We start from the raw sequence: 22707 nt of genomic DNA, 5'->3' as shown, positions 1-22707 counted from the left end.
GTGGACAACGGGGTGCGGCCCGCACGCCGGGAGGCGTACGGGCCGCACGGGTCAGCTAGCGGCGCTTCACTCGGAAGCGGCCTCGCCGGCTTCCTCGCCCTCGATGACCGGGATCAGGGAGAGCTTGCCGCGCGGGTCGATCTCGGCGATCTCGACCTGCACCTTGGCGCCGACGCCGAGGACGTCCTCGACGTTCTCCACGCGCTTGCCGCCGGCCAGCTTGCGGATCTGCGAGATGTGCAGCAGGCCGTCCTTGCCCGGCATGAGCGAGACGAACGCGCCGAACGTCGTGGTCTTGACCACGGTGCCCAGGTAGCGCTCGCCGACCTCCGGCATGGTCGGGTTGGCGATCTGGTTGATCGTGGTGCGGGCGGCCTCGGCGGCCGGGCCGTCGGCGGCACCGATGTAGATGGTGCCGTCGTCCTCGATCGTGATCTCGGCGCCGGTGTCCTCCTGGATCTGGTTGATCATCTTGCCCTTGGGGCCGATGACCTCGCCGATCTTGTCCACCGGGATCTTGATGGTGATGATGCGCGGCGCGTTCGGGGACATCTCGTCGGGCGAGTCGATGGCCTCGTTCATCACGTCGAGGATGTGCAGGCGGGCGTCGCGGGCCTGCTTCAGCGCGGCGGCCAGCACGGAGGCCGGGATGCCGTTGAGCTTGGTGTCCAGCTGCAGCGCGGTGATGAAGTTGCGGGTACCGGCGACCTTGAAGTCCATGTCGCCGTACGCGTCCTCGGCACCCAGGATGTCGGTCAGCGCGACGTAGTGGGTCTCACCGTCGATCTCCTGGGAGATCAGGCCCATGGCGATGCCGGCGACGGCGGCCTTCAGCGGCACACCGGCGTTCAGCAGCGACATGGTCGAGGCGCAGACCGAGCCCATCGAGGTGGAGCCGTTGGAGCCGAGCGCCTCGGAGACCTGGCGGATGGCGTACGGGAACTCCTCGCGGGTCGGCAGGACCGGCAGGATGGCGCGCTCGGCCAGGGCGCCGTGGCCGATCTCGCGGCGCTTGGGCGAGCCCACGCGGCCGGTCTCGCCGACCGAGTACGGCGGGAAGTTGTAGTTGTGCATGTAACGGCGACGCGTCTCCGGCGAGAGCGTGTCGAGCTGCTGCTCCATGCGGAGCATGTTCAGCGTGGTGACACCCAGGATCTGGGTCTCGCCGCGCTCGAACAGCGCCGAGCCGTGGACGCGCGGGATGGCCTCGACCTCGGCGGCCAGGGTGCGGATGTCGGTGACGCCGCGGCCGTCGATGCGGACCTTGTCCTTGATGACGCGCTCGCGGACGATCTTCTTGGTCAGCGCGTTGTAAGCGGCGCTGATCTCCTTCTCGCGGCCCTCGAACTCGGGGAGCAGCTTCTCGGCCGCGACGGCCTTGACGCGGTCCAGCTCGTTGTTGCGCTCCTGCTTGCCCGGGATGGTCAGGGCCTGGGCCAGCTCGTCCTTGACGGCGGCGGTCAGCGCGGCGAGGACGTCGTCCTGGTAGTCCAGGAAGACCGGGAACTCGGCGGTCGGCTTGGCGGCCTGGGCGGCCAGCTGCGACTGCGCGGCGCACAGCACCTTGATGAACGGCTTGGCGGCCTCGAGGCCGGCGGCCACGACCTCCTCGGTCGGCGCCTCGGCGCCGCCCTCGACCAGCTTGATGGTCTTGTCGGTGGCCTCGGCCTCGACCATCATGATCGCGACGTCGCCGTCCGGCAGGACGCGACCGGCGACGACCATGTCGAAGACGGCCGACTCCAGCTCGCTGTGGGTCGGGAAGGCGACCCACTGGCCCTTGATCAGCGCGACGCGCACGCCGCCGATCGGGCCGGAGAACGGCAGGCCCGCCAGCTGGGTGGAGGCGGAGGCGGCGTTGATGGCGACCACGTCGTACAGGTGGTCGGGGTTGAGCGCCATCACGGTGCAGACGACCTGGACCTCGTTGCGCAGGCCCTTGACGAAGGACGGGCGCAGCGGGCGGTCGATCAGGCGGCAGGTGAGGATCGCGTCCTCGGACGGCCGGCCCTCGCGACGGAAGAACGAGCCGGGGATGCGGCCGGCGGCGTACATCCGCTCCTCGACGTCCACGGTCAGCGGGAAGAAGTCGAAGTGCTCCTTCGGCTGCTTGGACGCGCTGGTGGCCGACAGCACCATGGTGTCGTCGTCCAGGTAGGCCACGGCGGAGCCGGCGGCCTGACGGGCCAGACGGCCGGTCTCGAAGCGGATGGTACGGGTGCCGAAGGAACCGTTGTCGATCACGGCCTCGGCGTAGAACACGTTCTCTTCCACCTGGAAGATCTCCTCTTTCGTACGTCTCCGGGAGAGCGTCCCCGCGCGCTGCCTGGGGGCCCCGGGGCCCTCCCGCCAGGGAGGGCGGCAGTCGGGCCGGTCTTCGATCGAAGCCTCCGGGGGCCCCGCTCGCTGCGGGGGTTCCGGGGGCCACTACCGAGGACCGGCGCCTCACGGCTGCCGGGCCGGGACGGGCGGTCCGCGTCTGGACGCTCTCTCGGATGCGGGCGGCTTCCGTTTGAAGCCTTCGTCCCGCGGGGGGTTCGGGCTTGCTGCCCGGGTGGCGCGCTGCTGCGCCATCACCCGGCATGCCCACAACCCTACGGTGCAATCCTCGGCCACCTGGGGAGGTGCGCGCGAGTTCTTGTGTCAGGGTGCCGCGGTCGAACGGCCGCGGCATACGCGCGAGGGGCGGCCCCCCGGTGTGGGGAGCCGCCCCGAGCGGCGGTCTTAGCGGGCGCCGCCGGCGGCACCGCGGCGGATGCCCAGGCGGTCGACGAGCGTACGGAAGCGCTCGATGTCCTTCTTGGCCAGGTACTGCAGGAGGCGGCGGCGCTGGCCGACCAGGATCAGCAGGCCACGACGCGAGTGGTGGTCGTGCTTGTGGAACTTGAGGTGCTCGGTCAGGTCCGAGATGCGGCGGGAGAGCATGGCGACCTGGACCTCGGGGGAGCCGGTGTCGCCCTCCTTCTGGCCGAACTCGGCGATGATCTGCTTCTTCACGTCAGAGGCGAGAGCCACTGCAACTCCTTCAAGGTCTACCGAGCGGTCCTGGTCGACAGCACAGGACTCTGCGAGAACTCGGTGTCGCGAGTGCGACCGGCGGTCGGCTGCCCCTGGGGGCGGACACACGGCTGCGCTCGGAGGCCAAGCGTACCAGTGCCGCCCACCTGCCGAACGGCCGGGTGGGCGGCACCGGTCCGCGGGGTCAGCCGGTGGCGCCGCGGACCAGCCGGTAGATGTTCAGGACGGCGAGCGCCAGCGGGACCAGCGAGATCAGGGTGAGGCTGTCGAACAGGTCCAGGATGCGCCCCCAGAACGGGGAGACGCCGAGCCGGGGCACCACCAGGGCGATCGCGGTGAGCAGCGCGGCGCCGAAGGCGATGGAGGCGGCCAGCCAGATGGTGCGCAGGTCGAGCTCGGTGCTGGAGCCGGCCGCGCGCAGGATGAACTGCGGGGTGTGCAGCGACAGGCCGACGATCAGCAGGCACAGGCCGAGCAGGCCGGCCGCGGTGAGGCTGAGGACCTGCGCGGTGTAGCGGAACAGCCGGGCGCGCAGCATGGTGGCGATGCCCAGGGCGAGCGCGAGCAGCTCGGGGAAGGTCCGGTCGGTGAAGGAGAGGACGGCGCAGGCGCCGACCACGACCGCGGCGCAGCCGCCGACCAGGCCGACCAGCACCTCGTGGCCGCGGCGGGCCTGGTGGGCGATCCGCTCGTACTGGACGACCTCGGCGCGCTCGGCCTCCTCGTCGTAGTCGCGGCTGCGGGTGCGGGTCTGGCCGGGGGCGCTGAAGCCGACCGGCAGCCGGGCGAAGCGGGCGGAGAGGCTGGGCAGGAAGCCGACGGCGGCGACGGCGGCGACACCGGTGACGGCGGCGATGTTCCCGGCCGGGGTGTCCGGCATCAGCACCGCGGCGAAGGTGGCGAGCGCGCCGGCGGTGGCGACGAAGGCGGCGGCGACGAACACCGCGTCCATCGTGGGCAGCAGTCCGGCGAGCAGCACGGCGATCACCAGGGCGGTGACGCAGCCGGTCAGGAACTGCAGCCGGCCGGGGCCGTCCCACTTGTGGGCGACGGCGATGACGCCGCTGCCGGCGATCAGGGCGTGCGGCAGGGCGCCGAGGCCGAGCGCGACCGCGGCGGGGGCGTCCTGGTAGACCCGGGCGCGCACTCCGGCGAGGGCGGTGAGCACGACGGCGGTGACGCCGGCCAGCACGCCGGGCAGGCTGTGCATGTCGTGGCGCAGGTCGGAGAACCAGAGCGCGAAGCCGAGCAGGGTGAGCAGCACCCCGGTGCCGATCAGGCCGAAGCCGCGCATCAGCTCGACGGTCCAGAACCGGCGGTCGGCCTCGACGGCGCTGGCGATGGCGTCGGCGACGTCGTCGTAGACGGCCGGCGGCAGGGACTCGGCGAAGGGGCGCAGCGCCAGCAGGTCGCCGTCGCGGACCTGCTGGGCGGCCAGCGACAGGCTGCTGTCGAGCACGGTGCCGTCGCGGCGGACCAGGTGGAAGCCGGTGGGGGTGCCGTCGGGCTGGCTCTGGTTGGCCAGGCGCAGCACCTCGGGGTAGACGTCGGCGAGTGCGACGTCCTCGGGCAGGGCGACGTCGATCCGGCGGTCCGGGGCGACGACGGTGACCCGGCAGTAGCCCGTGGCGGCGTTTGAAGTCACGGCCGCACCTCGATCCTTCGACGCACTGGGCGCTCCCCCTGGGTTTGACGGTGCCGCGGCCCGGTGGCGCGCGGTCTGGCTGTGGAACCGGCCCGGCCGGGCCGCGAGTTGGCGCGGCGTTACCCTACCCGCTCGGTTCGTGCCCGGCGTCGCTGCGGGGCGGGGCCCGGCGGGCGGTGCGGGGGGCGGGGCGTGGTGGCGGTGCGGGGGGCGGGGCGTGGTGGCGGTGCGGGGGGCGGGGCGTGGTGGGCGGTGCGGGGGCGACCGTTAGGATCGGCGCCTGCGCACGGTGGTACGGGGGCTGCGCTGTGTGGGGCGTCCTCAGTCACGGGAACCCGTACCGGAGCGGGCGCAGTCGCATGAGGGCTGATGCCGAAGTGATCGATCGACGCCGCGGGGTGGATGACGCATGGGTGTGATCATGGTCAAGCGACCGGCCAGGGCCTACCCGCCGACGGTGCCGGACGAGCCGGTGGAGCTGGTCAGTCCGCCCGAGCTGCCCCGGCAGGGCGGCGAGGACTGGCTGATGAGCATCCTGCCGATGCTCGGCATGGGCGGTTCGGCGGTGTTCTTCTTCTCGCCGGGCGCGGCCGCCCCGATGAAGATCATGGGCGGTCTGATGATCGTCTCGACGGTCGGCATGGTGCTGGCCCAGATCGTGCGGGCCCGCAAGGGCGGTTCGACCGCCATGGCGGACGAGCGGCGCGACTACCTCAAGTACCTGCAGCAGACCCGCCGCCAGGTGCGCCGCACGGCGGAGAGCCAGCGCGGTGCGCTGCTGTTCCTGAACCCGGCGCCGGACCAACTGTGGTCGATCGTCGAGGACGGCCGGCGGCTGTGGGAGCGGCGCACGGCGGACGGCGACTTCGCGCAGATCCGGGTGGGCCTCGGGCCGGTCCAGCTGTCCACCCCGCTGGTGGCGCCGCAGACCGCGCCGATGGACGAGCTGGAGCCGCTGTCGGCGGCCGCGATGCACTCCTTCCTGAAGGCCCACGGCACCCTGCAGGACCTGCCGCTGGCGGTCTCGCTGCGCGCCTTCTACCACATCACGGTGTGCGGGGACCCGGACTCGGTGTACGGCAACGTGCGCGCGATGATCGCCCAACTGACCACCCTGCACTCGCCGGACGACCTGCTGATCGCGGTCGCGGCGGCCCCCGGCGCGGCCGAGGAGTGGGACTGGACCAAGTGGCTCCCGCACAACCAGCACCGCAAGGAGGCCGACGGCGCGGGCTCGCGCCGGCTGAGCGCCCACGACCTGGGCGAGCTGGAGTACCTGCTGCAGGACGAGCTGTCCGGCCGCCAGCGCTTCGTCCGGGACGCCGCGCCCGCGGCGGACCAGCCGCACCTGGTGGTCATCATGGACGGCGCCGGGGTGCCGCACGACTCGGTGCTGGCCGGCCCCGAGGGCGTGCAGGGGGTGACCGTCATCGAGGTCGTCCCGGGTGAGGTGGACGAGCCGAGCGGGCACCTGATGGTGACGGTCAACCCGCAGGAGCTGGTGCTGCGTTCGGCCTCCGGGGCGACCTACGCCGGCAAGCCGGACCTGCTCTCGCTGTGGCAGTCCGAGGCGCTGGCGCGGCAGTTGGCGCCGTACCGGGCCTCGGCCGGCGGGGACGACGAGCCGCTGCTGTCCAACCTGGACTTCACCGACATGATGAACTCCGGCGACCCGGGCTCCTTCGACGTGGCCCGCAGCTGGCGCCCGCGCGCCCAGCACGAGCGGATGCGGGTGCCGATCGGCGTCGGGGCGAACGGCGAGCACGTCTACCTGGACATCAAGGAGGCCGCGCTGGAGGGCATGGGCCCGCACGGCCTGTGCGTGGGCGCGACCGGTTCCGGCAAGTCGGAGCTGCTGCGCACGCTGGTGCTCGCGCTGGCGATGACCCACTCCTCGGAGACGCTGAACTTCGTGCTCGCCGACTTCAAGGGCGGCGCGACCTTCCTGGGCATGGCGGACATGCCGCACACCTCCGCGGTGATCACCAACCTGGAGGGCGAGCTCACCCTGGTCGACCGCATGCGCGACGCGATCGAGGGCGAGCTGCACCGGCGCCAGGAGCTGCTGCACCGCTCCGGCAACTACGCCAACATCCACGAGTACGAGCGGGCCCGGGCGGCCGGCGCGGCGCTGGACCCGCTGCCCTCGCTGGTGCTGATCATCGACGAGTTCTCCGAACTCCTCACCGCCAAGCCCGACTTCATCGAGATGTTCATCCAGATCGGCCGGATCGGCCGCTCCCTGGGCGTGCACCTGCTGCTGGCCTCGCAGCGCCTGGAGGAGGGCAAGCTGCGCGGCCTGGACACCTACCTCTCGTACCGGATCGGTCTGCGCACCTTCTCGGCGGCCGAGTCGCGGGCGGCGATCGGCGTGCCGGACGCCTACCACCTGCCGCCGGTGCCGGGCGTCGGCTACCTGAAGTTCGGCGAGGACGTGATGGACCGGTTCAAGGCCGCGTACGTCTCGGGGCCGTACCGGGCGCCGGGGCAGCAGCGGTCGACCGGCGGACGGCGGGTGAACACCCGGCCGGTGGCGTTCACCTCGGCCTACGTCGACCTGCCGCCGGAGCCGGTGGAGCAGGAGGCGCCGCAGGCCCCGGAGCAGGACGACGCGCTGGTGGACACCGTGCTGGACGTGTTCGTCCAGCGGATGGCCGGCCAGGGCCCGGCCGCGCACCAGGTGTGGCTGCCGCCGCTGGACGACGCGCCGAGCATCGACCACCTGCTGCCGCCGCTGCAGGTCGTCCCGGAGCGCGGGCTGACCGCGCCCGGCTACCCGGGCGGCCGGCTGCGGGCCCCGATCGGCATCGTCGACAAGCCGCGCGAGCAGAAGACCGACATCCTGGAGGTCGACTTCTCCGGGGCGGCCGGCCACGGCCTGGTGGTGGGCGGCCCGCGCTCGGGCAAGTCCACCGTGCTGCGCACCATGACGGCCGCCTTCGGCCTCACCCACACCCCCCGCGAGGTGCAGTTCTACCTGCTGGACTTCGGCGCGGGCAGCTTCCAGTCGCTGACCGGCCTGCCGCACGTCGGCGGGGTGGCGGGGCGCCTGGACGTGGACAAGGTGCGCCGGATGGTCTCCGAGGTGCACGGGGTGATGAACCGGCGCGAGGAGCTGTTCCGGGCGACCGGCATCGACACCATCGCGACGTACCGGGCCCGCCGGGCGGCCGGGCAACTGCCGGACGAGGCCTTCGGCGACGTGTTCCTGATGATCGACGGCTGGAACACCTTCAAGCAGGAGTTCGAGGGGCTGGAGCCGGTGATCGCCGACATCGCCCAGCGCGGCCTCGGCTACGGCGTCCACCTGGTGATCACCGCGGCCCGGTACGCGGAGGTGCGCCCGGCGCTGAAGGACCTGCTGCAGAACCGCATCGAGCTGAAGCTCGGTGACGCCATGGAGTCCGAGGTGGACCGCCGGGTGGCGCAGAACGTCCCGGCGCTGGCCGGGCGCGGCATCACCGCGGAGCGGCTGCACTTCCTGGGCGGCCTGCCGCGGCTGGACGGCTCCTCCTCGGTGGAGGACCTGCAGGACGGCGTGGCCGGGCTGGTCGGCGCGGTCGACGGGGCCTGGGCCGGCCCGCGCGCGCCGCAGGTGCGGATGCTGCCGGCCGTGCTGGACGGGTTCTCGCTGCCGAAGGGCTTCGAGCACCCGGAGCGCGGGGTGTCCTTCGGCGTGGACGAGGCCGAACTGGCGCCGGTGTTCGTCAACTTCGAGACCGACCCGCTGTTCATCGTGTTCGGCGACACCGAGTCCGGGAAGTCCGCGCTGCTGCGGATGCTGATCAAGCAGATCACCGAGCGTTACACCGCGGACCAGGCGGGCATCGTGGTCGGCGACTACCGGCGCGCGCTGCTGGGCACCGTGCCGCCGGAGTACCTGGTGGAGTACGCGGCCGCGCAGCCGGCCATGGCGGCCATCGTGGACATGCTGCGCGGGGCCTGCGCCCGCCGCCTGCCCGGCCCGGACGTGACCGCCGAGCAGCTGCGCAACCGCAGCTGGTACAGCGGCAAGGACATGTTCGTGATCGTCGACGACTACGAGCTGGTCGCGACCAGCTCGGGCAACCCGCTGGCGCCGCTGGCCGAGTTCCTGCCGTTCGCCCGGGACATCGGCCTGCGGGTGATCGTGGCCCGCAGCGCGGGCGGCGCCGGGCGCTCGCTGTACGAGCCGGTGATGCAGCGGATGCGCGAGCTCGGCGGGCAGGGCGTCATCCTGTCCGGCAACCGGGACGAGGGCGCGCTGCTGGGCACGGTCAAGCCGCAGGCGCTGCCGCCGGGCCGCGGGGTGTACGTGTCGCGGCGCGCGACCAACGGGCAGATGGTCCAGACGGGCTGGCTGCCGACGCAGTGACGAGGGCCGTCAGCGGCGTGCACTGATCGGGCCGTTCGCTACGGACGGTGATCGAAGGGTCGGACTCCCCGGGAGTCCGACCCTTCGGCGTCCCAGGTGCTGAAACGTTACCTAGATCTTTCCGGGCCGGGGCTGCGGTTCCCGTACCCGGCCGGGGAGTTGCCGCAGTACTCGAAGCCGTCTGAGCGTATTGGCGTCGGACCAGGGCGTCACCTTTGAATGATGGGCCGCAATGTGCCGTTCACCTTTGATTCATGCCCCCTGAAGCCAAAGTAACAAGTCGGACATACAGCCCGGTGACCGGTAAGTGATCATCGGATCGCATGTTTATGCGGTTGGCCGCAACGGATTCCGAAGCAGTTCCGGCGTTGACGCAGTCAATACGCCCAAGGTTCCATTGCGGCCCGGGAGCGACCGGACCAGTCCCGAGCAGCCCAGTCAGCGGAGGCGATACCGCTCCCATCCCAGGACCGCACAGAGCCGATCGGAATCGACATGCCCGACACGCTTCGCCCGCCACAGACCGTAACCGCCACGGCGGACGGGGCAGCCGCGCCCCAGCAGCTCAAGCGCTCGATCGGCGTCGTGGGCGGCACCCTGCTCACGCTGTCCTGCGTCACGCCCGCGTCGACGCTCTTCGTGATCGTGCCGCAGCTGTTCTCCAGCATCGGCAGCGCCACCGCGCTGGCCATCGCCATCGGCTCGGTGCTCTGCATCGCGGTCGCGTTCTGCTACTCCGAGCTCGGCACCCTGATCCCCAGCGCCGGCGGCGAGTACGCGATGGTCGGCACCCTGGCCGGACGGCTCGCGGGCTGGCTGGTCTTCATCCAGTCGCTCATCGTGGTGATGATCGTCCCCTCGGTCATCGCGCTCGGCACCGCCGACTACCTCGCGCCCGTCCTGCACGTCGACAAGGCGATCGCCGGCGCCGCCGTGATGCTGGCCGCCACCCTGGCCGGCCTGCTCGACCTGCGCGCCAACGCCTGGATCACCGGCATCTTCCTGGTCCTGGAGGTCATCGCGGCCGGCGTGGTCTCGGTGCTCGGCTTCGCCCACACCAACGCCCAGCACCCGAGCCTGCTGCACGGCCTGGTCTCCACCGACGGCGGCGCCGCCAGCCCGGTCCGCATCGGCGCCATCATCGGCGCGCTCGGCATCGCCCTGTTCGCCACCCAGGGCTTCTCCACCGCCGTCTACCTGTCCGAGGAGCTGGAGAACCCCCGCCGCACCGTCTCCCGCACCGTGCTGTGGACCCTCGGCCTCTCCAGCGCCATCATCCTGATCCCGGTCGCCGCCATCACCATGGGCGCCCCCGACCTGCAGACCCTGACCTCCGGCGACATCTCCGGCATGGTCACCGCATGGAGCAACTCCGCGGTCGGCACCTTCATCAGCCTCTGCATCGCGCTGGCCATCATCAACGCCGGCATCGTCATGGTCATCCAGAACTCCCGGGTGCTGTTCGCCTCCGCCCGCGACAAGGCCTGGCCCGAGCCGGTCAACAAGGCCTTCGGCACCCTCGGCCGCTTCGGCTCCCCGTGGATCGCCACCCTGGCGGTCGGCCTGCCCGGCGCCGCGCTCTGCTTCGTCAAGGGCGAGCTGCTCAGCAACATCACCGGCGTCGCCGTCACCGCGATGTACCTGCTGGTCGCGATCGCCTCGCTGCTCTCCCGCCGCGGCCACCACAAGCACGCCGCCGCCTGGCGGATGCCGCTGTGGCCGGCCGTCCCGGTGCTGCTGATCGTCGTCCTGGTCTACGTGATGACCCAGCTGGACGCCGAGCCCCTGCTGTGGACCGGCGGCATCACCGCCGCCGCCACCCTCTACTGGCTGTTCTACCTGCGTCCCCGGCAGGCCACCCGCTGGGTGATCAGCCTCCCCGAGGACCAGCGGGACTGACCCCCGATCCCCCACCCCTCCCCCACACGGCGGTGCCCCGGGCTCTCCTCAGAGCCCGGGGCACCGCCACGTCCGTGACCGCTACTTCTTGATCTTCCACTCCGGGCTGGCGGCGATCGCCTTCAGCTGGTCCAGGCTCAGCAGCGGCTTGCCCGTCGGTCCCTGGCCGGCCAGGATGCGCAGGTCGCCCCGCAGGACGTCCGCCATCGGCTGGCCCTTCGGATTGGGCGTCCCCGGGCCGTAGAGCTTGAGCAGGCCCCCCTCGGGCAGGACCGTCGCGCCCTCGAACATCTTCTCCGTCTGGTCGCCCGGCTGGCGCACCAGCTTCTGCACCCGCAGGACCAGCGATCCCGTGGTTCCGCCCTGGGTGAGCTGGACGTCGGCGAAGGTCTCGTTGCCGTCGATCTTGCTGACTGTCACCCCGGCGGGCAGCAACTTGGCCAGGATCGCCTGGCGGTCCTGCAGGGACAGGCCGGTGTCGGTGGCCGCGGGGTCGACGCCGTCGGGCTGGACCCCCGCGACGATCCGGTCCCAGGACTTGTCGGTGACGATCGCCCGGAGCTGGTCCAGGGTGAGCGGCGGGTTGGGACGGCTGACCGACGCGCCCTTCTCCTGCGCCGAGTTCCACTCGCTGAGGTTGATCTCCCGGCCGTCCGGCCCGGTCAGCGACGCCATCCACTCCTTGGTGTCGGCGCGGTGGTCCGGGTACTCGTAGCCCTCGCTGAGGAACAGCTTGGAGCCGTCCGCCAGAGTGGTGACCGAGCAGGCGTCGATCCGGTTGATCTTGGCGTCCGGGCAGGAGCGCTCCTGGGCCTGGCCCTTGCGGTGCTTCTGCACCCCGACCATGAGCTGCGACTTGCCGGCGCCGTCGTCGAACACCAGCTGGGCGCCCGCGAAGGTGGGCATGGAGCCGTTGCTGCCCCGGCCGCTCGCATCGGTGATCTCGCCCTCGGGCAGCAGGGCCTTGAAGGTGGCCAGCACCTCGTCGCCGGTGACCGCCGCGGCGGCGGTGGCGGTCGGGGTGGGCGTACCGGCGCCGGCGGAGGCCGGGGTCAGCGCGACACCGGTGGAGGCGGCGGGGGCCGCGGCCACCGTGGCCGTGCCGCCGGACGTCGAACCGTTGCCGGTCAGGTACACCGCGCCGGTGCCCACCAGGGCCAGCGCGGCGGCACCGCCCACCACCGCGGCGGTCGAACGGCGGCGCCAGCGGCGGCGGCCGCGCTGGTACCCGCCCGCGACCAGCCCGGCCTGGTCGGGGCGGAAACCCTCACCGGTACGGGTGAGGGCGTAGAGAAGATCGTCTTCGAACTTGTCCGGCTCGGACATGGCGGATCACCGTCTCCTTGCGTCGCGGAAGGGCCAGAAGTGGTCAGCGGGTGGTGCGAGCGGGTGGTGCGGAGGACGTCAGCGGACGGCGAGTTCGGCCAGCGAGTCGCCGAGCAGGGTGCGCAGCCGGGCCAGCGCCCGGGTGGTCCTGGTCCGGACCGCACCGGAGGACAGCCGCAGCACCTCGGCGGTCTCCTCGACGCTGCGGTCCTCCCAGTAGCGCAGCACCAGCACGGCCCGGTCCTTGGCCGGCATCCGCCCGAGCGCGTCGAGCAGGGTCAGCCGCAGACTGCTGTCCGCGTCGTGCCCCTCCCGCTCCGGCAGGCTCTCGCTCGGGCGCTCGCCACTGGAACGGCGGCGCTGCTGGGCGAGGAAGGTGCGCACCATCACCGTGTGGGTGTAGGCCGCCGGGTTCTCGATCCGGTGCCGGCCGCCCGTGAAGGCGCTGCGCCGCCAGAGCACGTACATCCGGCTGAGGGCCTCCTGCACGAGGTCCTCCGCGTAGTGGGTGTCGCCGCTGGTGAGCAGGCAGGCCGAGCGGTAGAGGTGGCCGGTGCGGCTGGAGACGAGCTCCAGGAACTCGGCGTCCTTGGCCTCGCGGCCGCCCCCGATCCACCCCATCGCCCGTCGCTCCCCCGCGTCCGTGTGCCCCTGACACCTGATGGATGCGGTGAGCGGGCGCCGGTGTTACAGGTGTTTCACGGGTTTTTCCCGAACACCTCTCGGACGCGTGTCAGGCGCATCACGCCTGTCGGTCGGCGGACTTGCGGCGGTGGTCGCGCAGCACGACTCCTCCGCCGATCAGCAGGGCGACCAGCAGCGCGCCGACGCCGACCACGTATGTGGCGGTGCGGCCGTCGCGGTCCGCCTGGGTCTCGCCGAGGCCGACCGGCGCCGGCACGATCGGGGCTGCGGCCAGCCGCACCGGGGCGTCCGGGGCGGGGGCGGACGGCGGGTTCTCGGGCGCCTTGGTGACGGCCTTGACCGGGTCAACCACGCCCCAGCCGATGAACTGGTTGGGGCCGGGCTCGGTGCGCTGGGCGGTCTGCTCGATCCAGGCCCGCACCTGGGCCGGCGTCCACTTCGGGTGCGCGCCGAGCAGCAGCGCGGCCAGCCCGGAGACGTACGGGGCGGCGAAGCTGGTGCCGTTGTCCACGCACTGGCCGCCGCCGGGCACCGTGGAGAGCATCTCGACGCCGGGCGCGGCGACCTTCACGAAGGAGCCGTACTGGGAGAACGGCGCGCGCTCGTTGTTGCGGTCGGAGGCGCCCACGGACAGCACGGTCGGGAAGGCGCCCGGGTAGGTGTCGCCCTCCTTGCCGTCGTTGCCACTGGAGGCGACCACCACGATGCCGGCGTTCTCGGCGTCCTGGATCGCGGTCTTCAGCTCCTGGTAGCCGCCGAAGTGGGCGTCGCCCGCGCCGCGTACGTCCTGGGAGATGTTGATGACCCTGATCAGGGACTTGTTCGGGTCCTTGGTCTTGAGGACGTCGTTGTCGTACTTGACGACGTCGCTGATGGCCGCCGCGAGGCTGGCGACGTCGCCGTTGCCCTCGCTGTCGTTCTGCCGGATGGCGTAGATCTGGGCGTCGGGTGCCAGTCCGACGAAACCGGTCCGGTCGCTGCGGCGAGCGGCGATGATGCCGGCCACCTTGGTGCCGTGGCCGACCGTGTCGTTCTTCGAGGTGCCGTCGACCAGTTTGTTGTTCTGCTTGTCGAACAGCAGGCTGGGGCCCTGCACCACCTTGCCGGCCAGCTGCGCGTTGTTGTCGTCCACCCCGGTGTCGATGACGGCGACCGTCACGTCCTTGCCGGTGGTCGCCCCGCCCTGCCACAACTCGTCCAACAGCAGCCGCTGCAGCGACCAGGGCACGGTCTGCACGTCGGGCGCAGGCTTGGGGCAGTCACCGGCGGAGGCCAGCCCGGGCCCGTCCGCGTACGCCGGGGCGGCCAGCGGACCGCCCAGCACCGCGAGCGCGGCCAGCGCCGCGGCCGTCCTACGGAACCCGCCTCCGGACACCCTGCCACCCCTCATGTTCTCCACCCCGTGCCGCGCCACGCGCCGAAGGGCGGGTGCCCGGAAACCCGGGTACCCGCCCTGTCGTTCCCGTCCCGGGAACGGTCGATCAGCCCTGCCAGAGACCGGCGTTCTTCTTCTCGGTCTGCTGGTAGCTCTGCGCGGCGCTCTCCAGCGAGCCGGAGATCTTGGCGCAGGTGTCCTTCAGGTTCTGGGCGGCCGAGTCCCACTTGGCCTGCTGGGCGTTGTAGCCCTGCTGGGCCTGGCCCTGCCAGCCGTGGGAGATCTTGGTGACCTCCTTGCGCAGTTCGGACAGCATGTGCTCGATCCGGTTGGCCGAGTTCTGCACGTCCTGCGAGGCCTGGTGCAGGGTCTGGAAGTTGACGAGGATGTGGTCGGACACGATGTCTCCCTTGACGAGGATGCGGAGCACCCGGCGCTCAGCCGCGGGCGCCCCGGCGGGCGGAAGGTCGGAGCAGAGCGTTGATCAGCGCGGAAGCGATGATCAGCCCTGGGGGCCGAACAGCGCCTTCTGCTCCTCTTCGGCACTCGCGTAGTGCTTGGTGGTCAGCTCGATCGCGTGCTTGATCGCGGTCAGCGATTCCTTCAGCTTCTTGACGTCGTCGTTGACCTGAGTCTGCAGGGTCTTGTAGGCCTCCGCCGCCTGGCCCTTCCAGCCACTGGTGATGTTGTCGACCGTCGTCTGAAGCGCACTGCGCTCCTGCTCGATCTGGCCGATCGCCTCCTCGATCTTCCCGGCGAAGGCCGTCATCTCCTGTGCGGTCACCGTGAACTGGCCGTCACTCATGCTCCACCATCCCCCATGAGACAAACAATTGTGTGTACGGAGGGCCCCAGGGCCCTGCCGCCGCATCACCCGTGTGATGTCCAGCAGCACTGTAGTCGGCACACGCAACTCGCCCAACATCGAGCGCTGAGTAGTTACCAGACCATGACACTGGGGCCAATTCCGTTGCCGGGCTTGGCCGGTCAGGCGTTCTGCGGCTGCGCGGCGCTCTTCGCGGTCAGCGGCGGACCGGCCGGGACCAGGTTGGACCACTCCTTCGGTACCGGCAGCGGCTGGACGTTCTGGTAACCCAATCGTGCCTGGTTTCCGCCGGGTTGGTCGTCCGGGTTCTGGGTCGGCTGGTCCCCGGAACCGGGGTTCGAGGTGCTCTGCTGCGGGGCCGGCGTCTTCGCGGCGCCGCTCGCACCCGCCGACGGGCTCGGACCGCGACCGCCGTCACCGTTGGCCGGGACGGAGTAGCGCAGCCCGGTCTCGGTGATCAGGAAGTCGGTGCCGGAGCCGGCGGCCGCGTTGGCACCGGGCTGGTTGCCGCCGCCCGCGTTGTCCACCGCCCGGTAGAACAGGCCGTGCCCGGGCGTCACGTACGCCGCGCCCGCGCCGTTGTTGTACGCCGCCGGGTAGGACGTCCCCGCCCAGACGCTGCGCTTGGGCGTGCGGCCGTCCTCGGACATGCCGTCGAAGGTGCTGCAGACGACCAGCCGGGCGTCCTGGCGGTCCTGCCAGTTGTTCACCGGCGCCGCGGACTTCAGCGGCCAGTCGTCCGCGGTGCCCGGCAGCTTCACGTCGGTGTTGAACCTGGACTGGTCCTCCGGCGTCATGTCGTCGCTGCGCGGCCGCTTGTCCTGGTCGTACTTGTAGAGCACCTGGTAGGCCGGGTTCTGCCGGATCAGCTCCGCCTGGAACGGGGTGATCAGGAAGAGGCCGTCCTTGCCGACCACGTAGTTGCGGTCCTGGTAGTGCACCAGCCGGCCGATCCGGCGGTCCGCCGCGTTGCCCAGCGCCACACTGGAGTTGGGACCCTGACTGTCGGTCATCCCCTTGACGTCCGGGAAGGTGATCGGACTGGCGTTCACCAGGGTGTCCAGCCACTCCCGCTTGACCCGCTGCGGCACCGCGTTGGGCCCGAACACCGCGGTGATCAGCGCCTTGCGCTCCTTGTCGTCCGACTGCGGGCCGATGACGTGCTTGCGGCCCTGCGCGTCGACCAGGAACACCGCCGCGGCGCCCGCGGCCGACTGGCCCGAGCCCGAGGTGGTCGAGACCTGCTGCTCGTCCGCCTGCTGCACCAGCATCAGCTGGTCCGGGCCGAGCATCCGGTCCTTGGCCGACAGCGCCGCCGCGTCCGGGCCGGCCGCCACGAACACCGCCTGGTTGACGGTCTCCTGCTTGTCGTCCGAGCCCGGCCGGTCGCAGACCGCCCACTTCATCGGCTGGCTCGCGTTGTCCTTGCTGGGCAACTTGTCCGGGGCGTACGGGATCCCGATGGTCGGGCCGTGGTTGGGGTAGCGGTCCAGCACCCCGTCGTCCACCACCACGACCTTGGCGTCCGCCGGCAGCACCAGCCTCGCCGAGGACATGTTGAGCACCTGGTGCAGCCGCTTGGTCTTGCCGTCCGGATCGGTCAGCACCACGTAGCGGGTGGTCGACTGCTTGCCCTGGATGATGTTCTTGCCGCTGTCCCACTGCAGCGGAGCGGCGGGTTTGAACACCCCCCAGAGCCCGAACCCGGCCACCACCACCGCCCCGACCAGCACGCTCGGCAGCACCGCCTTCACCGGGCGCGGCGCGTCCTCGTCACTGCCGCCCCCGGAGGGCAGCAGGAACGCCCCCACCGTGCGTTTGCGGGCGAAGGTGTACGCGTTCAGCTCGTCCCGGCGCGATGCCATCCTCGTCGTCCCCCTCTGTCAGACGTGTGCCAGACGTGGTCGGCCTCCCGTCGGTCCGACCGTCCCCGTGGTCCGCACCCGCCGGGCGGGATCCGGCTCGAACCCTCTACGATGCGGCAGCAGACGGTGAGTACGGTACGGGTACGGTCCGCGAACCAGCCAGCCGGGCCGTGACAACGGATCAGAGAGGGCCACCGGGGGATGCCAAGCCAGACCGCTCCAGAACGCCGCGGCAGCGCGGGCGGCGGAAGGTCGCGCCGGTCCGGACGGGCCCGACGCGGCGGCCCGCCCGTCGAGGCCACGGCCGTCCGCCCGCCGACGGGGGCCGGCGCCGGCGGCGCCGTCCAGGTCCGCGTCAACCCCCGACCCGGGCTGCTCGGCGGCCGGTTGAAGCTCCAGCAGCTGGTCCTGGTCGAGGTCGCGGCCGCCCTGGTCGCGGTCGGCTGGACGATCAGCCGCCCGGCCGCGGCCGGCTTCGGCGCGGTCTCGCTGGTGCTGTTGGTGCTGGCGGTCGTCCCGCTGCGCGGCCGCACCATCCCGGAGCTGCTGCGGGTGCGCTCGGCCCTCAAGTCCCGCCGCAAGCAGGCGAAGTCGCTGCTGCCGCCGCCCGGCACCGACCCCGCGCTGGCGCCCGCGCTGGAACTCGAGCCCGGGCTGCGCACCTGCACCCACGCCACCGAGGCCGACTTCGGCGGCCGCCCGGTCCGCCGGGAGACCGGCATGGTCGGCGACGGCACCTTCCTCAGCTCGGTGCTGCTCGTCCAGGCCAAGGACCAGCCGCTGCGCCCGGTGCGCACCGCGCTGCCGCTGCCGCTGGACGTGATCTGCTCGGCGCTCACCGTGGACGACATCACCCTGGAGTCGGTGCAGCTGGTCCAGCACACCCAGCCCGCGCCGGCCCCGCACCTGCCCGAGCAGTCGCTGGCCGCCCGCGCCTACCGCGAGCTGCCGGACGGCACCTCCACCCCCGGACTGCGGCTGACCTGGGTCGCCCTCAAGCTCGACCCGGAGCGCGCGGCCAGCGCCGTCCGGGCCCGCGGCGGCGGCGAGGAGGGCGCCCGCAAGGCGCTGCAGCGGGTGACCGACCAGCTGGCCGGGCGGCTCAACAGCGCCGGGTTCAACGCCACCGTGCTGGACGAGCGCGAACTGATCGCCGCCCTGGCCATCGCCACCTGTGCCAACCCGATCGCGGTCGCCGGACGCCAGGGCACCGGCAGCGGCGGCGGCACCACCCGCCGCACCCAGGAGGGCAACCGCTTCTGGCGGATCGACGACCGCTGGCACAGCACCTACTGGATCTCCCGCTGGCCGCAGCTCAGCCGCCCCGGCGGCGCGCCCGGCCGGATCGGCGCACCGGACCTGGTCAACCTGATCACCGGCTCCCCCGCGCTGGCCAGCACCTTCAGCCTCACCGCCGGGCACGGCACCGGCGGCTCGGTGACCGTCAGCGGGCACCTGCGGGTGACCGGGCGCAGCGAGAGCGAGGTCGGTCAGGTCGGCCGCCAGGTGGAGGCACGGGCGCAGAGCGCCGGCCTCGGCCTGGTCCGGCTCGACCTCGAGCAGGCCCCCGGCATGCTCGCCACCCTGCCGCTGGGAGGAGCGTCCTGATGGCGTACCAGACCTATCCGGCCCCCGGCCCGCAGCCCGGCGCCGAGCAGCGGCGGACCCGGCCGCGGATCCTGCCCGGCTTCGGGCTGCGCGGACCGCGCCGGGAGAAGCACGTGCTGGAGGCCGCCGACCTCGGTGCGCTGGCCTTCCCGGTCGGCGACGACGGCGTGGTGATCGGCGTCGACCCGCAGGGACTGCCCGCGGTGCTCGGCCTGTTCCGCCCCAGCTCGTACGACCTGGTGCTGGTCGGCGGCATCTGGACGGCGCAGGTCATCGCGCTGCGGGCGGCCGCGATCGGCGCCCGGGTCGCGGTCGAGACCGCCCGCGGCCAACTCTGGGGCCCGATGGCGCAGGCCGCCGGCGGCGGCCAGCCGTGCGTGACCGTCCACCAGGTCGGACGGCTCGGCCCGCAGGGCGCCTCAGTGGCCTCGCCGGTCCTGGTGGTGCGCGACCTCGGCGCCCGTCCGCCGCGCAGCCGGCTCTCCGCCGCGCCCTGGCAGACCACCCTGACCCTGCTGCCCTACCTGGGACCGAACGCCTCCCGGGTGCTCAACGCGGCCGACCTGGTCGGCGTGCAGCGGATCTCCCCGCAGGAGGCGGAGCTGACCGGCCGGGTGCTGTCCCTCCCGCCGGAGGACGTGGCCGCGCTGCCCACCCTCGGCGACGACCTCACCCTGTGGGCCACCCGGATGCGGCGTCAGTACGTCCGGGCCGTGGCCGGGCAGGCCGAACAGCAGGTGCTCGGAGGCCCGCGCCGGATGGACTGAGGGGCGCTTCCGGGCCGGTCGATCCCGGTCCGGAACCGAAGCCGCCTTCAACCGGGGCAGCCGAACGGCCTAGTCTTTGTTGCGGCAACGGCACCGCTGAACAAGCGGCGGCGAACACGAGGGAGCCCTAGTGAGCAGCGATCGGGACGGCGTCTACGTCGGCGACAACGCGGCGGAGGACGACGACGACTGGTCCGACGCGCCCGATTACACTCCCCCGTCCTGGTACGTGCAGTCGGGGCCGGCGGCGACGCCCGCTGCCGGGCAGGCTCCCGCTGCCGAGCCGACGGCTCCGGCTCCTGTCCCTGGTCCGGCTCCGGCTGCGGCTGCGGCTGCGGCTGCGGCGGCCGACCAGGCGGTCGCGCCGGCGCCCGTGGCCCAGCCGCAGGCTCCGGTGCCCGCGCAGGTCCAGGCCCAGGCCCCTGCGCCGTCCCCGGCTCCGGTGCCCGCCCCGGCGGCCGAGCCGGGACCGGCGCCCGCACCGGTCCCGCCGGTGCCGCCCGTCCAGGCCGAGGCGCAGCACGTTCCGTTCCCGGTGGCGGCCCCAGCCCCGGCCCCGGCCCCGGCCGTGACGCCGGAGCAGCCGCACGCCCCCGCAGCCGCGGCCTGGCCGCCGGCGGAGGTACCGGCGCAACCGCAGCCGTACCCGGCGCACGTGGCGGCGCCGCAGCCGGCGCAGCCCGTACCGCCGCAGAACCTCGCGCAGCCGCCGGCCCAGCCGGTGCCGGCCCAGAACCCCGCGGCGCCGCACGACCCGCAGCCCGGGTGGGACCCGCAGGCCGCCTGGGCCGCCCAACCCCAGCCGGGCCAGCCCGTCCAGCCCGTCCAGCCGCACCCGCAGCCGCAGCCCGCGCAGCCCCAGCCGCAGTCCGGTCCGGTGGACCCGCGCCAGGGCGGCTGGCCGCAGCCCGGCGCCTACCAGCCGCCGACCGCGCCCCAGCCCGTCCAGCCCGTCCAGCCGGGCCAGCCCGTCCAGCCGCAGCAGCCCGGCCCCGCGCAGCCCTGGCCGCCGCAGGGCGCCGCCGCGCCGCCGCCCGCCGCGTTCCAGCAGGCCGCCGCCCCGCAGCAGACCGCGCACGGCGCCCCGCTCGGCTACACCGCCGCCGTCGAGCTGTCCTCGGACCGGCTGCTGCGCAGCCAGCCCAAGCAGCAGCGCCAGCAGCCGCGGTTCCAGTTCGGCGGCAAGGCCGCTGCGGCCGAGAAGGCCCGCAAGCTGGAGATCATCCGCACCCCGGTGCTGAGCTGCTACCGGATCGCCGTGATCAGCCTCAAGGGCGGCGTCGGCAAGACCACGACCACCACCGCGCTCGGCGCGACCCTGGCCAGCGAGCGCCAGGACAAGGTGATCGCGATCGACGCCAACCCGGACGCCGGCACCCTGGGCCGCCGGGTCAAGCGCCAGACCGGCGCGACCATCCGCGACCTGGTGACGGCGATCCCGCACCTGCGCAGCTACATGGACATCCGTCAGTTCACCTCGCAGGACCTGAACTCGGGCCTGGAGATCCTGGCGAACGACGTCGACCCGGCCGTCTCGACCACCTTCAACGACTCGGACTACCGCCAGGTCATCGAGGTGCTGGGCCGCCAGTACCCGATCATCCTGACCGACTCCGGCACCGGTCTGCTGTACAGCGCGATGCGCGGGGTGCTGGACCTCGCCGACCAGCTGATCATCGTCTCCACCCCGAGCGTGGACGGTGCCTCCAGCGCCTCGACCACGCTGGACTGGCTCTCCGCACACGGCTACGCCGACCTGGTGCAGCGCAGCATCACGGTGGTCTCCGGGGTGCGCGAGACCAGCAAGATGATCAAGATCGAGGACATCGTCGCGCACTTCCAGACCCGCTGCCGCGGCGTGGTCGTGGTGCCCTTCGACGAGAGCCTGGCGGCCGGTGCCGAGGTCAACCTCGACATGATGCGGCCCAAGGTCCGCGAGGCGTACTTCGAGCTGGCCACCCTGGTCGGCGAGGACATCGTCCGGGCCCAGCAGGCGGCCGCCCAGCAGGGCGGCTGGCAGCAGCAGGCGCAGACCGCCCACCAGCCGCAGCCGGGCCAGCCCCAGCCGTACGCCGACCCGCAGCAGACCCCCCAGCCCGCGCCCGGCGCGCCGTGGGGGGCGCAGCCCGGCCAGCCCGCGCCCCCGTCCGGCTACGGCTGGCCGCAGCCCCAGCAGCAGCCACCGCCGCAGGGAACTCTGCGGCCCGGGTACGACTACGACTGCCTGGCGTACTCCGATCCGCAGCAGCAGGCCCCCCAGCCCCCGCCGCCGCCCGGCTACGGCTACCCGCACCCGCAGCAGCCGCCCCAGCAGTAGGACGACGGAGGGCCCGCCGACCAGGAGTCGGCGGGCCCTCGGCCGCAGTGCCGGACGAAAGCCGGCGCCGGTCGTCAGACGGCGTCGGTCAGCTCACGCGCGCGCTTCACGTCGTCGGCCATCCGGTCCAGCAGCGCCTCGATGGAGTCGAACTTCTCCATCCCGCGCAGGTAGGCCAGGAAGTCCACGGCCACGTGCAGCCCGTACAGGTCCAGGCCGACCCGGTCGATGGCGTACGCCTCGACGGTGCGGGCGGTGCCGTCGAAGGTCGGGTTGGTGCCGACCGAGATCGCCGCCGGCATCCGCTCGCCCTCGGCGGTCAGCCAGCCCGCGTACACGCCGTCGGCCGGGACTGCGCTGTGCGGCACGGTCTGCACGTTCGCGGTCGGGTAACCGAGCTCGCGGCCGCGCTGCGCGCCGCGCACCACCACGCCCTCGACCCGGTGCGGGCGGCCGAGCACCTCGTTGGCGCCGGTCATGTCCCCGGACTCGACCAGCCGGCGGGTCAGACTGGAGGAGAACGGCTCGCCGTCCCCGGCGGTGCCGCACACCTGCAGGTCCACCACCTCGACCTGGAAGTCGTCCGCCCGGCCCAGCTCGGTGAGCAGCGCGACGTCCCCGGCGGCCTTGTGCCCGAAGCGGAAGTTGGGGCCCTCGATGACGACCCGGGCGTGCAGCGCGTCCACCAGCACCTGCTGGACGAAGGTCTCCGGGGACTCCTTGGAGAACTCGGTGGTGAACGGCAGCACCAGTACCGCGTCCACGCCGAGTTCGGCGATCAGCTCGGCCCGGCGCGGGTGCGGCGCGAGCAGCGGCGGGTGGCTGCCCGGGCGGATCACCTCGCGCGGGTGCGGGTCGAAGGTCACCACGACCGTGGGGAGGCCGAGTTCGCGGGCCCGCTCGACCGCCCGCCCGATGATCAACTGGTGTCCGCGGTGCACCCCGTCGAACGAACCGATGGTGACGACGCTGCGTCCCCAGTCAGCGGGGATCTCCTCCAGGCCACGCCAGCGCTGCACCCGACTGCTCCTCGTTCCGTACGGTGCGTACCCTCGGTACGCT

15 protein-coding genes are annotated in these 22707 nt (G+C 72.6%); 5 read left to right on the top strand and 10 right to left on the bottom strand.

What is annotated here, in order from left to right; all coding sequences use genetic code 11:
• Positions 1 to 66 precede the first annotated feature (66 nt).
• The 3 genes from O1G21_RS25295 to eccD form a co-directional block, all read right to left on the bottom strand.
• Positions 67 to 2274, bottom strand: coding sequence for a polyribonucleotide nucleotidyltransferase (locus tag O1G21_RS25295; protein ID WP_270146917.1), 2208 nt, complete (start codon positions 2272 to 2274; stop codon positions 67 to 69).
• A 450-nt stretch (positions 2275 to 2724) separates the two neighbouring features.
• Positions 2725 to 3015, bottom strand: coding sequence for a 30S ribosomal protein S15 (rpsO, locus tag O1G21_RS25290; RefSeq protein ID WP_030289909.1), 291 nt, complete (start codon positions 3013 to 3015; stop codon positions 2725 to 2727).
• A 187-nt stretch (positions 3016 to 3202) separates the two neighbouring features.
• Entirely contained in the window at positions 3203 to 4663 is a 1461-nt protein-coding gene (eccD, locus tag O1G21_RS25285) for a type VII secretion integral membrane protein EccD (RefSeq protein ID WP_270146916.1), read from the bottom strand.
• A 409-nt stretch (positions 4664 to 5072) separates the two neighbouring features.
• Between eccD and eccCa the strand changes: the two genes are divergently transcribed.
• On the top strand, positions 5073 to 9017 hold the full coding sequence (gene eccCa / locus O1G21_RS25280; protein WP_270146915.1) for a type VII secretion protein EccCa: 3945 nt from the start codon (positions 5073 to 5075) through the stop codon (positions 9015 to 9017).
• A 495-nt stretch (positions 9018 to 9512) separates the two neighbouring features.
• A complete protein-coding gene (locus O1G21_RS25275) occupies positions 9513 to 10916 on the top strand; it encodes an APC family permease (protein WP_270146914.1) in 1404 nt (467 codons plus the stop codon).
• Between the two features lie 81 nt (positions 10917 to 10997).
• Here the strand turns inward: O1G21_RS25275 and O1G21_RS25270 are convergent, their stop codons facing one another.
• From O1G21_RS25270 to O1G21_RS25245, 6 genes are all read right to left on the bottom strand, one after another.
• The gene (locus tag O1G21_RS25270) at positions 10998 to 12242 is read right to left on the bottom strand and encodes a hypothetical protein (RefSeq protein ID WP_270146913.1); all 1245 of its coding nucleotides are present in this window, start codon (positions 12240 to 12242) and stop codon (positions 10998 to 11000) included.
• A 78-nt stretch (positions 12243 to 12320) separates the two neighbouring features.
• Positions 12321 to 12863 carry a SigE family RNA polymerase sigma factor gene (locus O1G21_RS25265; RefSeq protein ID WP_270146912.1) on the bottom strand — a complete coding sequence of 181 codons (543 nt, stop codon included), beginning with the start codon at positions 12861 to 12863 and terminating at the stop codon, positions 12321 to 12323.
• 121 nt (positions 12864 to 12984) lie between these two features.
• Positions 12985 to 14262 carry a S8 family serine peptidase gene (locus O1G21_RS25260; protein WP_270146911.1) on the bottom strand — a complete coding sequence of 426 codons (1278 nt, stop codon included), beginning with the start codon at positions 14260 to 14262 and terminating at the stop codon, positions 12985 to 12987.
• 106 nt (positions 14263 to 14368) lie between these two features.
• The gene (locus O1G21_RS25255) at positions 14369 to 14662 is read right to left on the bottom strand and encodes a WXG100 family type VII secretion target (RefSeq protein WP_270146910.1); all 294 of its coding nucleotides are present in this window, start codon (positions 14660 to 14662) and stop codon (positions 14369 to 14371) included.
• Between the two features lie 102 nt (positions 14663 to 14764).
• Complete coding sequence (locus O1G21_RS25250; RefSeq protein ID WP_270146909.1) at positions 14765 to 15067, bottom strand: WXG100 family type VII secretion target; 303 nt, start codon at positions 15065 to 15067, stop codon at positions 14765 to 14767.
• A gap of 182 nt (positions 15068 to 15249) precedes the next feature.
• Positions 15250 to 16953 carry a type VII secretion protein EccB gene (locus O1G21_RS25245; RefSeq protein WP_270146908.1) on the bottom strand — a complete coding sequence of 568 codons (1704 nt, stop codon included), beginning with the start codon at positions 16951 to 16953 and terminating at the stop codon, positions 15250 to 15252.
• Between the two features lie 201 nt (positions 16954 to 17154).
• Between O1G21_RS25245 and eccE the strand changes: the two genes are divergently transcribed.
• The 3 genes from eccE (at position 17155) to O1G21_RS25230 (ending at position 21645) form a co-directional block, all read left to right on the top strand.
• A complete protein-coding gene (eccE, locus tag O1G21_RS25240; protein ID WP_270146907.1) occupies positions 17155 to 18561 on the top strand; it encodes a type VII secretion protein EccE in 1407 nt (468 codons plus the stop codon).
• Positions 18561 to 19328, top strand: a complete 768-nt coding sequence (locus O1G21_RS25235; protein ID WP_270146906.1) for a hypothetical protein — start codon at positions 18561 to 18563, stop codon at positions 19326 to 19328. The genes eccE and O1G21_RS25235 overlap by 1 nt, the downstream gene beginning before the upstream one ends.
• A 130-nt stretch (positions 19329 to 19458) precedes the next feature.
• The gene (locus tag O1G21_RS25230; protein WP_270146904.1) at positions 19459 to 21645 is read left to right on the top strand and encodes a MinD/ParA family ATP-binding protein; all 2187 of its coding nucleotides are present in this window, start codon (positions 19459 to 19461) and stop codon (positions 21643 to 21645) included.
• A 74-nt stretch (positions 21646 to 21719) separates the two neighbouring features.
• On the opposite strand, the gene O1G21_RS25225 is transcribed toward O1G21_RS25230, so the two are convergent.
• The gene (locus O1G21_RS25225) at positions 21720 to 22664 is read right to left on the bottom strand and encodes a bifunctional riboflavin kinase/FAD synthetase (RefSeq protein WP_270146903.1); all 945 of its coding nucleotides are present in this window, start codon (positions 22662 to 22664) and stop codon (positions 21720 to 21722) included.
• Between the last annotated feature and the right edge of the window lie 43 nt (positions 22665 to 22707).

This window comes from Kitasatospora cathayae, assembly GCF_027627435.1.
Lineage (GTDB): Bacteria > Actinomycetota > Actinomycetes > Streptomycetales > Streptomycetaceae > Kitasatospora > Kitasatospora cathayae.
The sequence above is the reverse complement of the archived record's forward strand: the minus strand, read 5'-3'. Positions and strand labels throughout refer to the sequence as shown.

Coding starts and splice junctions, on each gene's coding strand:
- eccCa (WP_270146915.1), top strand. CDS start 5,073: ATGGGTGTGATCATGGTCAAGCGACCGGCCAGGGCCTACCCGCCGACG.
- O1G21_RS25275 (WP_270146914.1), top strand. CDS start 9,513: ATGCCCGACACGCTTCGCCCGCCACAGACCGTAACCGCCACGGCGGAC.
- O1G21_RS25270 (WP_270146913.1), bottom strand. CDS start 12,242: ATGTCCGAGCCGGACAAGTTCGAAGACGATCTTCTCTACGCCCTCACC.
- O1G21_RS25265 (WP_270146912.1), bottom strand. CDS start 12,863: ATGGGGTGGATCGGGGGCGGCCGCGAGGCCAAGGACGCCGAGTTCCTG.
- O1G21_RS25250 (WP_270146909.1), bottom strand. CDS start 15,067: ATGAGTGACGGCCAGTTCACGGTGACCGCACAGGAGATGACGGCCTTC.
- O1G21_RS25245 (WP_270146908.1), bottom strand. CDS start 16,953: ATGGCATCGCGCCGGGACGAGCTGAACGCGTACACCTTCGCCCGCAAA.
- eccE (WP_270146907.1), top strand. CDS start 17,155: ATGCCAAGCCAGACCGCTCCAGAACGCCGCGGCAGCGCGGGCGGCGGA.
- O1G21_RS25235 (WP_270146906.1), top strand. CDS start 18,561: ATGGCGTACCAGACCTATCCGGCCCCCGGCCCGCAGCCCGGCGCCGAG.